Below are 14,833 nucleotides of genomic sequence, written 5' to 3'. Positions count from 1 at the left end.
ACAATGATTCAAGCAGTATTGGTGGACGATGAACGCCTTGCTCTCGTAAAGTTAGAATTCATGTTAAAAGAAATGGAAGCTGTTCATATCATCGCGTCCTATACAGACCCAGTTCAAGCTATACAAGAAGCTCCAGCCTTGGAGCCTGACGTTATTTTTATTGATATTGAAATGCCTGAAGTGAGCGGACTTCAGGCTGCCGCAATTCTGCAAGAGGTCTGTCCAAACGCTAATATCGTTTTCGTGACCGCATATAACCAATATGCAGTGGAAGCCTTTGAATTAAATGCGATTGATTATATTTTGAAGCCCGTGCGACATGACCGTTTATTCAAAACAGTACAACGCTTGGAGGACAGATTGAGGTTTGCACCAAAAAGCACTGAGGTAGTACAAGAACTAACGATTCGTTGTTTTCAATCGCTGCGTTTTGAACGAGGAGGACAACCTTTAAACAATCTCCGTTGGAGGACTTCTAAGGCACAAGAATTGTTTGCTTTCTTGCTTCATAACCGCAACCGATTCGTCAGTAAAGATACCCTGATTGACCTACTATGGCCAGATTTCAACCTTAAAAAGGCTTCTACCCATCTCTACACAACCATTTATCAAGTACGGCAATGTTTAAAGCAAAGTGAGGTAGATCTGCATATCAGCAACGTCAGTGGCGGTGAAGGGTATACGCTTGAGACCGGGCCGCTTCTAATCGATGCAGCCCAGTGGGAGCACAATATTCTTGCACTCGAATCCATCGGAGAGGACAATTATGCAGAACATCAAAACGTATTTGAACTTTATTCAGGGGATTATTTTGGAGATTACGACTATTTGTGGGCAGAGGGCGAACGACAACGTCTGCGCACCATTTGGCTACACCATGCTATGGGAATGGCCCAGTTCTATATCGACAACAACAGAGTTCCCGAAGCTGTCACCGTGTATCAAAAGGTAGTACAGCTTCAGCCCTACTTTGAACAAGGACATTTAGGGTTAATGAAGGTCTACGACAGTATTGGGGAACGATCCGCTGTAGAAGAACAATACAAGAATCTGACGGACTTATTGAAAGGCGACCTTAGTATTGGCCTTCCTGCCGTTGTTCAAGATTGGTATGAACAATGGGAACTACATAACCTTAGAATACGCAGCAAGAAATAGTTTCTATTTATCAAAGACACCCGGATCTATTCGGGTGTCTTTATTGTTACGATATATTAATTGCTGCGTTTTGAAACTGCTAGTGATATTCTTACAAGCTACAAGCTATGCCCTATTATCCTAATTCCGGTAGATCTACGAAGGTAACAGCGGTATCTGAAGTGCTGTGCAATTCAAAGATGACAATTTCATTGTCGCCTTGCTTCAATAAAGGTCCTGGCACATACATTGTTTTCTGTGGTCCGATATTCCAATAGCGTCCAAGGTTGAACCCATTAATGAACACGACGCCTTTAGTCCATCCTTCCATGCTCAAGAACGTATCACAAGGTTCATCCACAACTAAGGTGCTGCGGAAGAAGCTAGGTTCCACTTGCTTGAATAGACCTTCAAACTGCAGACCAGATAAATCTGTTAATGGCAACGTATACGTCGTCCATTCTGACAGAAACTGCCGTCCATACCGTACCCCTTCGGTAATCCCCTTACAATCTCTCATATAAGGACCATAGTTGATGCGTCCTAAATTCTCTACAATTATACTAACATGCAGCCCTTCGGCCGGAACCTCGAACTCTAATTTTACCTCTGGCTCTACACGATCTAAGGTTGCAGTGAGCTCTCCATTCAGAAAGACTAATGCACGATCATGTAAATCCTGGATGAAGAACTCCTCTTTGGGACGAGGTCCTGTAAGGAACGTACTATAATGAATAAAGCCATAATCCTGACCCAATTTCTCCATCGGTTCAGGGTATGCAGAATGAATGGGTACAGAAATGCGATTCAAGTTTGCGGTAAGTGAAGCTTGCTCCTTCATCTCTACTCTTCCATATGCTCTCTTAGCAACAGGAGCTGGCAACTCAACGGGTCCGAGATCTGCATATTTGGAGATCACTTCACGAACTGCATAATATTTAGCTGTTGGCTCACCGGATTCACTCAGTAATGAATCATAGTCATAACTAGTAATTGTTGGTTCATAGCTGTCAAACGTATGCCCATTCGCTCCGTTGTAGAAGCCAAAATTAGTTCCGCCATGGAACATATAGAAATTAACGGATGCGCCTAAACTAAGTATCTCATCCAATACCTTCGCTACATCCTCAGCCGGACGCGTATGATGCTCCTCACGCCAATGATCAAACCAGCCGTTCCAATATTCCATACACATGATTGGAGCCTCTGGTTGGTATTCACGGAGCTTGTTGAATGCTTCTACTGGACGTGATCCAAAGTTCACCGTCTCCAGCACACCTGGGACCATACCTCCCTGTAACATCGCGTCTTCAGGTCCATCGGAAGTGAATAGTAGTACATCTATCCCACGGGAAATCACGCTGTCTTTTAAATGAGTCAAATAGCGCTTGTCATTGCCGTAACTACCGTACTCATTCTCAATCTGCATAGCAATGATCGGGCCACCATTTGTACATAACAGTGGTTGTAATTTGGGGAGCAATACATCATAATACGCATCTACATGATCTAGAAATGGTTTATGGTAGCATCGAAGACGCATATCCGAATCAGCTAGCAACCAAGATGGCAGTCCACCAAATTCCCATTCTGCACAAATATAAGGTGCGGGACGAACGATGACATGCAGACCCAAATCTCCTGCCAGTTCAATAAACCGGACTACATCTGCCATACCTTCAAAATGAAGTTGGCCTTTCTTCGGCTCGTGTAAATTCCATGCCACATAGGTTTCAACCGTATTGAAGCCGCAAGCTTTTAATTTGATAAGACGGTCTTCCCAATGTTCCGGCAGAGTCCTAAAATAATGGATGGCTCCTGAGATAAGCCGTATCGCCTGATCGTTATAATAAAAGGAAGATCCTGAATAATGAAAAGTTGCCATATTCTCAACACCTCGTAATGGTATGATCACTTAAGTAGAATAACTTGCTATCGCCTGATTGATCCGCTCTCTTGCCTCTAAGAGCCATGTTCCATGATCCCTCGGGTATACAGAGAAGGTCAACGATGTGCTCAGACCCTCTTCCATAATGGCTATCGTTGCTTTCTTGCCAATTTTCTGCTCAAGTAATTCTAGTGCGCGCAAATCCTGCAACCCTTCATATAGAACTTCCAATCGAATGGATTCAATCGGGCCTTCTTCTCCCGGATAGACCAAGTAGGCATCTCCTGAGGGAAATGCATGCTCAGCGTCAGTCGTACGATAAGGGTCCAGCCGCTGATTCAATGAATATTGCGAGTACCAGAAGTTATAACCCCAATGCAAGAAGCCCTGTAATCCGAATTTATACAATTGAAACCCGATTATACGATTTCTAGCAGACGGCATGTTGAAAAACCGGTTGGATACTTGTTCACCTTGAGCGCAGCAATAGTACGTCCAAAGGTCTGGAACCTGATGTTCTAAGAACGGTTCAATATGCGTATTCGCAGGAATCGGCCTTTTCACCAGGCCCTGTTCATACAACTCCAATTCAGACAATGCGTCCATGATCGGATAACTTGATAAATGTTTATAAATGATCTCACTTGCAGCTCGGTACGATTCCAAATGTTCCTCTCCTGGTTCATCTGAAATATGGAACCAGCTTTGCTGGTCTATTCCCTGCTCTTTCAAATATTGATCTAAGCAAGGTAAAAATTGATCCAAGAAACTATGGTATTCCGGCGAGGAGGCGTCCGTATCCCAGCCGAATAGTTGCTGATCTTCACCTTGAATGGTTACCATTATTTTTGGTGCACACTTTGCCCCCCATTGAGTGAATAAATGAGAGAACTCAAAGTATTTGAAGCCAAGCCGGCGGCACATCGATACCCAACGAGTAAGCAGATCAAATCCGAATTCATAACGATCTCCCGCTTTAGTCACGGATATCAATTGAACCGTTGGACGTACTCCACCAATGGCTGTATCCAAAGGCGGTGTAAACAACGGAGTTAAGATCATGTTCATGCCATGCTTAACCATCGTATCTGCATAGAGTTCTATAAGGTCCCAATGCGCTTCACTAAATACTTCGACATCATACTTTGTAGCAAGACAATCCACATGGAACCATTCCGTATGAATTAACTTTTGCGGCGGTAGTGTTGCAGGGATGACGGTTAACTCAAATACATCCGATTCACCTAACATCTGCCCTTCAGATGATTGGAAGAGGACCTGAATAGAACGAAGCCCCGTACTCATTGATTCATCCAAGGTTATCGTCACCCATAAAGATCGCCATTGTCCCGGGATCGATGAAATAGATTGTTGATCCAGCGTATACAATGGATCTGGATATAATCCCGGCGTAGTTCTTAGCACATCTTCATCATGATTTTTGAAACAAGGCATTTCTGAGGGAACAAGTCCAACGGATCTTATACATATTAGATCTGGAAGCGATGATTTTATCTCTACTTCAATATTCTTTAGAAGTGTATCTGAGGTATAAGCAACTTGGAACGAAAATGTTTCTCCAACAAGTGCGGTTGCACTGCGATAGGATTCATGATTTGGCACTTCATCAGCAAATACCTTAACCAACGAACTTAATAACATCGTCTGAAATGGCTGCGGAGCATTCATCGTTGCTTCACCTCTTCATCTTTACAGACACTTTGTGCAAATTCTTTCAGAACAATACTGTTACCCTCGATGCGGGATTGCTCTGCTGCAAAAGCCATAAGGTGACTTTGAATGGAATGATTCGCTGATGTAAGACCTTGAATCTTCCCTTCCGCTCGAACCAGCTTAACAAAATCTTTGATTAACCCCATATCGCCGCCGCCATGACCCACATGACCACCTGCATTTTCGAACGAAATTCTCTCTACCTTACCGCTGCCAAAATGGATCACTTCAATTTCATTCTTCTCCATCGCACCGCGAATTTCTCCCGTGGTACCCATCAGCTTGAGGGTACGACTAACATCTTTGGTAAACGCGCTCATTGTAAATGCTATAGTTACGGAATTAGCAAATTCTAGATTTACAACTTGATGGTCGACGACATCATTATCACAATGATAGACACATCGTCCATAAGGTCCTTCCTGAAGAGCATTCAGGCGGGCTTCATAGCTTGGATCATCGCTAATTGCCGATGTAGGCCAATCTGTATCCTCCGTCAAATATTGATCAGGAGCATAATAGAGACATTTATCTGATGCTGGGCATCCATCTGTGCAACGTAGCGGAGCTCCTTCCGGCGCTTCACTAGATTTGAAATGAGACAGTGAGCCAAAGGAAGACACTCGAACACATTCTGAATCTGTTAACCAGGAAAGAATGTCCAGATCATGACAGGACTTAGCGAGAATCATCGGACTGGACTCATCCTTCTTGCTCCAATTCCCTCTTACGAAGCTATGAGCTTGGTGCCAGTAACCCACGTTCTCATTATGTTGAATGGACATCAATTGTCCGATCGCACCACTCTCCAGCAGTTCCTTGATCGTTGAGAAGAAATTGGTATATCTCAATACATGGCATATCGAGAAGACACGATTCACTTTAGAGGCCATTTCCCCCATAAGTACACATTCCTTGGCATCAGGGGACATCGGCTTTTCTAGTAGCACATGATACCCTGCCTCCAGTGCTTTCATTGTCGGCACATAATGCTGATTGTCTTGGGTACAGATAAATACCGCATCTGCTACTTTCGGGGACGCGAAAAAATCATCCCAATGGGTAAAGCACATGTCATCAGCCAGCTTATATCTTGCCTTAAATTTATTTCTCCGCTTCGCATTCGGCTCTGCAACAGCTACAACTTGAAGCTCATCGGGGTGCTGAATCGCATATTCTGAATAATTAATTCCCCGCAGGCCCGCTCCAATTAAAGCAACAGTGACTTTCTTCATCGCAATCTGCTCCTTCATATGAGACTTTATGCTATGTCTTTACTCTATTTCTTTATTCTTTAACACTACCAACCGTCATTCCTTTTACGAAATACCTTTGTAAGAATGGGTAGACTACCATAATTGGCAATGCACCCATGAATATTTGCGCCGTTCGGATTGTCTTCTCACTCAGATTCTCCATCACCTTGAGCTGCTCAATGGACATCGATGACATCTGGGCATTGATAGACATAATCAAGGTAGAAAGATAGGTCTGTAGCGGATAATGTTCAGGTGAATTCAGGTAAAGGATACCGTCAAACCAAGCGTTCCAATGCCCAACTATGGTGAATAACCCAATCGTTGCGATGGATGGAAGGGATATCGGTAAATAAATTTGCCAAAGTACTCTCCAATGTCCGGCACCATCAATCGTAGCCGCTTCATCCAATTCTCTTGGAATAGATCTGAAGAAGTTAAGCATCAGAACCATATTCCATACATTCAATGCACCTGGTAAGATAAGCGCCCAAATGGAATCGATTAAGCCTGTATTTTTCACTATGATATACGTCGGAATTAAGCCGCCTCCAAAAAACATCGTAATCGCGAATATCCATACATATACGGTTCTAAATTTAAACTGATCATTCGATTTGGAAAGCGGATAAGCAGTAATAAATACTAGAAACAAGTTAACTACTGAACCGAGCACTACTCGTTTTACGGAGACTCCCAAGGAACGAAAGAACTCTACCTTTTCTCCTAAATATACATAAGCATCCCAGGAAAACCCGACGGGCCAAAGCTTCACTTCTCCAGCCATAGCAGCTGTATTCGAGCTAAGTGAGATGGAGAGTAAGTGTACAAATGGGATAATGCCGAGTATGGTAATGAAAGTTAACAACAGCGTATTGAACACGATAAATAACTTTCTGCTGAATGATTGTTTATGTAGCACCATCTCCACCTCCTAGAATATGCGGTAATTATTAAATTTGTAAGCTGCATAGTAAGTTGTTGATACCATAAATAAAGATATTATCGATTTAAAGAGACCCACTGCTGCCGCAGGTCCAAATTGTTGGCTGAACATTCCCAATCGATAGACAAATGTATCTATTATATCTGCGCCGGCATATACAGTCGGGTTATACATAATCAATATCTGCTCAAAACCTGCGTTAAGAATACCACCGAGACCTAATACACTAAGTAAAATAATAATCGGTGCTATACCTGGAAGCGTAATGTTAAGCATTTGCTTCCATTTTCCTGCACCATCTACCTCCGCCGCTTCATACAGCGTCGCGTTAATTCCTGTGATGGCAGCAAGCATGATGATCATATTGTAGCCCATGCCTTTCCAGACATCCGAGCCAATGATAATCCCCCTGAACCAACTATTATCAAGCATGAACATGATAGGTTCTAAGCCCATAGAGGAAATTAAGCCATTAATAGGTCCATTCAGAGAGAATAATTCAATAATGACACCCCCAAGGACGGTCCATGAAAGGAAGAACGGGAGGAAAATGGCGGATTGAATAAAACCTGCGAACCATTTCTTAGTGATCTCATTTAATAATAAAGCTAGAATAAGCGGGACAAGCAGAGACAACACCATTTTGATGATGGCAATGACTAGCGTATTCCACAGCACTTGCTTGAAATCCGGTAAATTAAATACATAACGGAAGTTATCTAATCCCACAAAATCGGATTTAAAAAAACCGGATAACGGCTCAAACTCTTGAAACGCCATAACCAGACCGGCCATCGGTCCGTAAGCATAAATCAGTGTAACAATCACACCCGGTATTAACATGATATGAAGCGGAAATTCATTCTTCAGTGATTTCATAGATGCCCTCCTCACCAACTTACTCATTTTAAAACGGGAGGTGAGTCGGCTCACCCGACTCACCTCACCCGCTTTCTTGTCCCTATGATTTATTTCGTAGCTTCCGTGCTATACCATTCATTGACCTCATCAATAATTTCATTACCGCCAAGTGCCTTCCAGCTATCCACGAATTTATCGAAATCATCAAGAGAACCGCCCATGATAATCTTGGTAAAGGACTCTTGCATCAACTTATCCAGCTGACCGCCCTTTTCCACTACTGTTGGTGTAGGAAGACCGTAAAACTCGTTGTATACAAATTGTTGATTTTCTTTAATTTGTCGTGTTAAGCCCCAGCCACCGTCTTTTGCAGCCCGGCTATAATATTGCCCCCAGTTTACACCTTTGGTAGCGTTAGATGTGTCGCCTGCCAGGAAGTCCTTAGTCGCTTTGAATGTATCCGCAACGGTCTTATAATTTGCATCGTCTATTGTAATTTCAGTCTGATTAGCATCAAGCGCTTTGTTCACTTCGTTGTAAATCGTATCAATATCAACAGGGTTGGCAATCCGTGGGTTAAACCAGTTGTATACATAGCCATCTGCCGCTTTGTTCTTATCCTTGTATTTCTTATTACCAACTTCGATGTAGAAATTGAGCATCTTAATCGCTGCTTCTGGGTTCTTCATCTTTTTGTTCACAACGAAAATTTTATTGCTGCGGATTTTTGGAACGAGTGATTTAGCTGGACCATCAATCCCTGGAAGTTGAATTGCAATCCAATCCGCCTTGGGATCTTTGTCTACGCTGGAGTTAAGCGGCCAGTTCGGATACCACCACTCTCCGTAGGAAATACCCACTTTACCTGCAGTCAGATCTTCTACAGCCTTATTCTCATCCTTTAGTGCAAACTCTTTATCAATAATTCCATCTTTATACCAGGCTTGTAGCTTACCAAGTGCAGTCTTCACTTCAGGTTGAATCAATCCCGGTAACAATTTGTCATCGCCGCCTTTAATCCAAGCCGATTGTTTATCTCCAACGGAAGGATAAGCACCAAATCCATTAAAGAAACCTCTGACATCAAATCCCCAGAAGAAGAGATTCTTTTGTATGGCTAAACCATAGGTGTCATTCTTACCATTCTGATCTGGATCATTATGTGTAAATGCTTGTGCAACTTTCTCAAGCTCATCGATCGTCTTCGGTGCCTGTAAACCTAGATTATTAAGCCAATCTTGACGAATCCATAACAGCTGTGTGGATAAGAAGGGATCTTCAAATGCAGGGATACCTAATTGCTTCCCCTCCGCACTGAACGTTTTCATCGCAAATCCACCATCTGAGTCCATATAAGCCTTTAGAGCTGGTGAAGCATATTGTGCATAAGCATCTGTCAGATCAGCAAGCATATCTTGCTTTTTAAGCTTCTCATAGTTCTTCTGATCAACTTCTATCACATCGGGTAGATCCCCTGATGCCATGGCAAGCGAGAACTTTTGCTCGAACTGGGCAGAGGGAACGGTCCATTTGTATTTCACTTCAATATTCATCATCTCTTTGAGATCTTTCAGGTAGGCATTTTGTTCCGGTGTTATTCCGCTTGGAGTTCTGGGATCTTCTGGTGGATTATATCCGAGTATTTCTGTAACAGTAACCGTTTCCGGGTATTTCCCTAGTGGATCAGGTGCTGTCGCGCTGTTTGTGGCACTATTCGTAGTGTTTTCCTTAGGCGTAGATGGTGCATTCGCATTTCCATTTCCTTGACTTCCGCATGCTGACAATAATGAAAGAATCATCGTTACTGATAAAACCATTTTCCATGATCTCATTTTCTTCATCTGAATGCTTCCCCCCTTTGTTTGCTGCAATTCTTGTAGTTAATCAATGTTCCTAGTTAATATTTTAGTCACAGAGGAAACCGCTTTCAATTTTGTTTTTTTTACATCACTTTCACTTTATTTACTCATTTTGAATTTCGGTATTCCTGTGGAGATAAGCCCATCTTCCGTTTAAAGAATGTTGTAAAGTAGGATGGTGATTCAAAACCGACCCGGATAGCGATTTCATTTAGTTTCAGAGTTGTATTCTTCATCAGCTGCAGAGCAACATGCAGCTTCGTCGACTGGATATACTCTAATAAATTTTGACCTGTCGTCTGTTTATAATAACGAGATAAATAGGACGGATTAAGATGCACCTCTGCAGCAATTGAGGTAAGCGATATATCTCCAGATAGGTTCTCCTGCACAAATTGATGAATTTGTTCAATGATTAGCGTCTTGAAATCTTCCTGCTCGATTCCTCCAGCTTTGTGCATCGTATCCTCTAGTTGACTTAGTTTCTCAAGGTCTAAGATAAGCATGTGCTGACCTAATAAAGCTCTCTTAAGAATCATAGAACGCACTGCTTCAACTTGAAGATGGATCGATTCCCAATGGTTAAGTAAATCCCCCGATATCCCGAATGAAACGCAGACACTTAGCAGCTCATCACACTCATTCTGTACAGGCTCTAATATCCCTCTCATATAAGCAACGATTCCAGACCAATTTACCCCTTGATCAGGATAGTCACTACGAAAGCGATTCAGCAACCCTTCATCTGGTTGAAGCAGCCATAGGAATACACGATCATCATAAATCACTTCTTCACATGCAATAGATGCAGGCAGGTGATCATGAAAAATACGCTGAACAGACGGAGGCATTTTAAATTTTGGATCATCTAATCGATCTAAGATACCCACAAGAAAGAACGAAGGACGATCTAATGCAATGCCGAACTCAACATCCTTGTAACGTACATTATTGAGTATAGAAGTAATAGACTCCCCGCTCAGCACCCGCTCCATCAGCTCTCTCTTTAGGAAGGAACTAGCGATTTGATAGTGCATTTGCGCCTTCTCCAATTGAAGTCTGCGACGGTTCTCCTCGTCTAGCTTGTCGACTGCTGCCTTCACAGCTTGGAAAATAGGTTCAATTCCTTCCGTTTTCAGAATGTAATTGTCCACATTCTTACGAATCGCTTCGTATACATAATCAAATTCACTGTATCCTGTAAGGAAAATCACCCGGCATAATGGCCAATAATAGACGATTTCGTCCACGAGCTGGAGACCATTCTTCTGAGGCATACGAATATCGCTAACCAAAATATCCAGTTTCGTTTTCTTAGCAATTTCAAGAGCTTCGCTTGAGGAGTAAGCTTTTCGTATATCCAGTTCAAATTCTGAGTTATCCTGAAACAGTTGGACTAATCCATTCACAATCACAGGCTCATCATCTACGATTAGTAATCTATACATAATCACACTTCCTTACTCTCGTATTTAACTATCAGTTCTACCCTCAATCCTCCGTATTTGCTGCGAGAGACAAACAAGCCACTATCTGGTCCGTACTTCAATTGGAGTCTATTATTAACGTTGATTAATCCCGTCTTCTCAACTTGTTTTAAACCCATCGCAAGCTTCTTCTGCAAGTGCTCTATTTCCTCATCTTTTAAAAGAGTGCCGCTATCTTCAATCGTGATAATTATTATTCCCTCTTCGCATTCGGCACCAATATAGACAACCCCGTTTCTGGAGTCGTCTTCGAAAGCATGCTCGAACACATTCTCAACAATTGGCTGAATAATCAGCCTCGGTACTAAAATCGCGTTCGCCAAAACGGGTATTTCTTCATATTCGAAAGAAATACGATTCGAGAAGCGAATACACTGAATTTCACAATAATCAAGCGCATGCTGATACTCCTTAAAGAAAGCCACCTCGTCCGATCCACTTCTCGTGATGTATTGGTAGTAGCTCCCTAGCTTTTGTGAGAGCTCAGCCGCACTATCCGAATCTCCTACTTTACACATCATGTAAATATTAAAGAAGCTGTTATAGAGAAAATGCGGGTTAATCTGTGACTGCAATTGCTTCAACTGCGAATGCTGCAGGGCAATCTTCTGTTCATAATTCTCTTCAATAGAACGCTTAAGTCTAGAAGCCATACGATTAAAACTGTTAAATATATAGTAAAACTCATCTTTGGTCTTTGACTCGATGACTAAATCAAGATTATCCGTTTCTACCATACGGAATGTCTTAACCAATTTGGATAAGGGCCGATGAATCATTAGATTTACCGAATAAGAATAAAGTACCATTACCACAATAGCGATGACAAAAGAGGCATATAGTAGTGTATTAAATTGACTTAAGGGCCTTGTGATTTCATTCTGATTCACATACATAATCAAGGATAGATTCAAAGAACTGATAAAGTTATGGGCAATAAAGTAACTTTTACCGTTCACCTTGTTTATTTCTGGGATATCGGAATTAAACTGATCCTGTTTGGTGATGAGCCTAAGCACCTCAGTAGACACTAACTGATCGTCTGTAGTAGATAGAATATTGCCCAGCTCATTACTTCCCAGAAATACCTCCGATTCTTGATATAAGGTTGCGATTTGATTTAGTGCCTCCAATAGCTTACCTTTTGAGATTTCAATATACGACCAAAGCTCCGCATTATCTCCTGTTTCTATAAGGAAAATCGCATCACCGCTCCGATAGAATGAGGGCTTCTGCTTAACGTTAAGTAACGAGGAAATTTTCTCGTACTCCATATTAGGAATGGCCGTGACCCCTGTCTTACCGGAGATCGTTTTGCCCAGAGACTTAACATATACCCCGGCGTTAACCACATATTCGCTTGAGGCAATGATCCGATTCAATAGATCTTCAGCATTACCGATTAATTCTACCTCTTCATACTTTTCTAAACTTTCACCTCGGAAACTAAGCTTCTGTATGTTTTTATCTTCTTGAAATTGTAATTGTTGATTGCGGATGAAATATATCTCTTTATCCAGTTGCTTGGAATAGAATGATGCCCCAGCCAGGGATGAGTCCAAAATTGCATTTTTGGTGAATGACATTCCCTTATAATTCACCCAAATATTCATCGATATGAGTGGAATCAGAAAGACAATAAATACGATGACGACTTTCTGATAGACGAACCATTTTACTTTTCCCGTAGCCAGCAGCTTCATTCTCTACCTCCGTATCTACTCATTCTGAGCCTGTAATAAGTTAGATGGCTTCTATAATTTCGCTTAAAGCTATAAAAAAGACCCGTAAAGTAGTCCTTTCCTCAAGGGAGGATTTTACGGGTAATGACTATTTTTTTAATTAGAGATAGACCATCATCATGTCATGCTAAGAAGACTTTCATCCCATCATAGGAAATGATGAAATTCTCCTCTGCTGTATTCTTAACTAAAGTATCATGCAACTCTGCGCTGTAGTGAGAGAAATGAGTGAGAATAAATGAGGTACTAGTATCACAACTATTTTGGTCAAACAATCTTTCTCTTACAATCCGACAACCGGAGATCCCCATATGATAATCATATCTATCCTCTAGCCCATAATTACAATCCAGACTAACAACGTCCAGGTGCTTATCACGGAGATAATTGAAGGTTACATCACTGAATACACCGCTATCATTGCCGTATAAGAATCTTGTGTTATTCTGCTCTAGTAGATAGATAAAGCAATGTTCATCCGGCTTGTGATGGGCTGGCAATGCGGTTACTGTCACTTCTCCTAGAGTGAAGGGCATGAAAGGCTGTATGATATGAAACTCGTAAAAAGGATCTTCAATCGTATCGGTTCCATAATCATAGCGAAGAGCTGACTTCATCGTTTCTTCTACCGTTTCATTTCCGTAAATATGTAGTTTTTTTCCACTCTCCTGCAGCTGACAATACCAATGCTCATGCCTCATCATGAGCTCTGCTGCTGAAAAATGATCAGTATGCGAATGCGTAACAATCAAATGATTAACTTGCCCCAAATCCAATTTGTAACGAAGCTTATTCATATACATGTCAGGTGAGAAATCCAGCAGCAAATCAGAGTTAATAAGCGCTCCTGTGCGAGCACGAATATTTTTCCCACCAAGCTCCATCGCCATAGAACAACGTTCACATTGACAAAATAAAGCTGGATAACCCTCGCTTGCTCCAGTTCCTAAATACATAAATTCCATGGTATCATCTCCCAGCGCATTTTATGATAGCGCTTACCTATTTTTGAAAAAATATATGCTTAATAGTGTCGCTGGCGCTACATTACGAATAATGAGCGAAAACCGCCTTTTCGTCAAGGTTCACTTCGAAGAAGGTTATGAAGCGCGCAGCCATAGACCAAAATAAAAAGCAAGGCTCCCCCAATAACAGGAGGAGCCTTACTTCGTTAACTTTTATCCTATGGGAGTTGAGTTCCGCCTGTCGCCGCTCGTAGGAAATCTACTTTTGGGCCAGCCCCCTTGTCATTACGATATATTAATTACTTCGTTTAAATCTTCGAGCTAACACAAATCCCACAAGGACTAGACTTCCACCTACTAAGTAAATAGGTAGCGCGCTGTCTTCTCCCGTCTTCGGAAGCTGAGTTGGTTTATTGCTGTTATCCCCTGGTTCTTTCACTGTACCTTTCGGTACTTCCTCAACATCAATCTCAATCTCGATTTCTTCTTCATTTCCATTCTCATCTGTCACAATGATCGTGAACTTGTCTTTCCCAATGAAGCCTGGGTCTGGTGTATATACCCACTTGCCATCTTTAGTAATGGTCACCTTACCATGATCAGGCTTATCACCGATACTTGGTAATCCACCTAGTGGAATTTCACCTTCAAGAGGAACTTCTTCAGTAGTAGTCTCCTTCTGTACAGGTGGTGTTGGCTGTGGAACAACAGGTGTATTAGTTGGCACCGACGTGATAGATGGTGTTGCTGTCGGTGTTACAGTTGGCGTTACAGTCGGCGTTACAGTTGGCGTTGCCACCACAGGTGTTGCGGATGGAGTAGCCGTAACGATGACTCCAGGTACTGGCGTTGACGTCGACACAGGAAACGTTGGATTGTCTGGTGTCGAAGTCGGTGTTACTGTCGACACAGGCGTTTCCGTCGGCGTTGTTGTTGGTGCTGTTGTTGGTGCTGTTGT

General features: G+C 42.2%; 11 protein-coding genes. 1 reads left to right on the top strand and 10 read right to left on the bottom strand.

The window, feature by feature from the left end; genetic code table 11:
- Positions 1–3 precede the first annotated feature (3 nt).
- The gene (locus tag CA598_RS23320; RefSeq protein ID WP_094869953.1) at positions 4–1,158 is read left to right on the top strand and encodes a response regulator; all 1,155 of its coding nucleotides are present in this window, start codon (positions 4–6) and stop codon (positions 1,156–1,158) included.
- A 115-nt stretch (positions 1,159–1,273) separates the two neighbouring features.
- Here the strand turns inward: CA598_RS23320 and CA598_RS23315 are convergent, their stop codons facing one another.
- The 10 genes from CA598_RS23315 to CA598_RS23270 all read right to left on the bottom strand — a co-directional run.
- Positions 1,274–3,022, bottom strand: a complete 1,749-nt coding sequence (locus tag CA598_RS23315; RefSeq protein WP_094878063.1) for a glycoside hydrolase family 35 protein — start codon at positions 3,020–3,022, stop codon at positions 1,274–1,276.
- Positions 3,023–3,052: 30 nt separating this feature from the next.
- Entirely contained in the window at positions 3,053–4,714 is a 1,662-nt protein-coding gene (locus CA598_RS23310) for a DUF4091 domain-containing protein (RefSeq protein ID WP_094878062.1), read from the bottom strand.
- A complete protein-coding gene (locus CA598_RS23305; RefSeq protein ID WP_094878061.1) occupies positions 4,711–5,994 on the bottom strand; it encodes a Gfo/Idh/MocA family protein in 1,284 nt (427 codons plus the stop codon). The genes CA598_RS23310 and CA598_RS23305 overlap by 4 nt, the downstream gene beginning before the upstream one ends.
- A 52-nt stretch (positions 5,995–6,046) precedes the next feature.
- The gene (locus CA598_RS23300) at positions 6,047–6,940 is read right to left on the bottom strand and encodes a carbohydrate ABC transporter permease (protein ID WP_094869949.1); all 894 of its coding nucleotides are present in this window, start codon (positions 6,938–6,940) and stop codon (positions 6,047–6,049) included.
- 9 nt (positions 6,941–6,949) lie between these two features.
- Entirely contained in the window at positions 6,950–7,840 is an 891-nt protein-coding gene (locus CA598_RS23295; RefSeq protein WP_094878060.1) for an ABC transporter permease, read from the bottom strand.
- An 89-nt stretch (positions 7,841–7,929) separates the two neighbouring features.
- Positions 7,930–9,663 carry an extracellular solute-binding protein gene (locus tag CA598_RS23290; RefSeq protein WP_094878059.1) on the bottom strand — a complete coding sequence of 578 codons (1,734 nt, stop codon included), beginning with the start codon at positions 9,661–9,663 and terminating at the stop codon, positions 7,930–7,932.
- 125 nt (positions 9,664–9,788) lie between these two features.
- A complete protein-coding gene (locus tag CA598_RS23285; RefSeq protein WP_094878058.1) occupies positions 9,789–11,129 on the bottom strand; it encodes a response regulator transcription factor in 1,341 nt (446 codons plus the stop codon).
- Between the two features lie 2 nt (positions 11,130–11,131).
- Positions 11,132–12,871 (bottom strand): sensor histidine kinase, encoded by a 1,740-nt coding sequence (locus CA598_RS23280; RefSeq protein WP_094869945.1) that lies wholly within the window; start codon positions 12,869–12,871, stop codon positions 11,132–11,134.
- Between the two features lie 161 nt (positions 12,872–13,032).
- The gene (locus CA598_RS23275) at positions 13,033–13,875 is read right to left on the bottom strand and encodes an MBL fold metallo-hydrolase (RefSeq protein WP_094878057.1); all 843 of its coding nucleotides are present in this window, start codon (positions 13,873–13,875) and stop codon (positions 13,033–13,035) included.
- A 295-nt stretch (positions 13,876–14,170) separates the two neighbouring features.
- Positions 14,171–14,833 (bottom strand): Ig-like domain-containing protein (locus CA598_RS23270; RefSeq protein ID WP_143812446.1); only part of this gene is annotated, 663 nt, incomplete at its 5' end.

The sequence above is a fragment of the Paenibacillus sp. VTT E-133291 genome (assembly GCF_002264395.1).
Lineage (GTDB): Bacteria > Bacillota > Bacilli > Paenibacillales > Paenibacillaceae > Paenibacillus_AQ > Paenibacillus_AQ nitricinens.
The sequence above is the reverse complement of the archived record's forward strand: the minus strand, read 5'-3'. Positions and strand labels throughout refer to the sequence as shown.

Excerpts from the sequence above, each read along its gene's own strand:
- CA598_RS23280 (WP_094869945.1), bottom strand. The coding sequence starts at position 12,871 with ATGAAGCTGCTGGCTACGGGAAAAGTAAAATGGTTCGTCTATCAGAAA.
- CA598_RS23320 (WP_094869953.1), top strand. The coding sequence starts at position 4 with ATGATTCAAGCAGTATTGGTGGACGATGAACGCCTTGCTCTCGTAAAG.
- CA598_RS23285 (WP_094878058.1), bottom strand. The coding sequence starts at position 11,129 with ATGTATAGATTACTAATCGTAGATGATGAGCCTGTGATTGTGAATGGA.
- CA598_RS23305 (WP_094878061.1), bottom strand. The coding sequence starts at position 5,994 with ATGAAGAAAGTCACTGTTGCTTTAATTGGAGCGGGCCTGCGGGGAATT.
- CA598_RS23315 (WP_094878063.1), bottom strand. The coding sequence starts at position 3,022 with ATGGCAACTTTTCATTATTCAGGATCTTCCTTTTATTATAACGATCAG.
- CA598_RS23295 (WP_094878060.1), bottom strand. The coding sequence starts at position 7,840 with ATGAAATCACTGAAGAATGAATTTCCGCTTCATATCATGTTAATACCG.
- CA598_RS23275 (WP_094878057.1), bottom strand. The coding sequence starts at position 13,875 with ATGGAATTTATGTATTTAGGAACTGGAGCAAGCGAGGGTTATCCAGCT.
- CA598_RS23290 (WP_094878059.1), bottom strand. The coding sequence starts at position 9,663 with ATGAAGAAAATGAGATCATGGAAAATGGTTTTATCAGTAACGATGATT.
- CA598_RS23310 (WP_094878062.1), bottom strand. The coding sequence starts at position 4,714 with ATGAATGCTCCGCAGCCATTTCAGACGATGTTATTAAGTTCGTTGGTT.
- CA598_RS23300 (WP_094869949.1), bottom strand. The coding sequence starts at position 6,940 with ATGGTGCTACATAAACAATCATTCAGCAGAAAGTTATTTATCGTGTTC.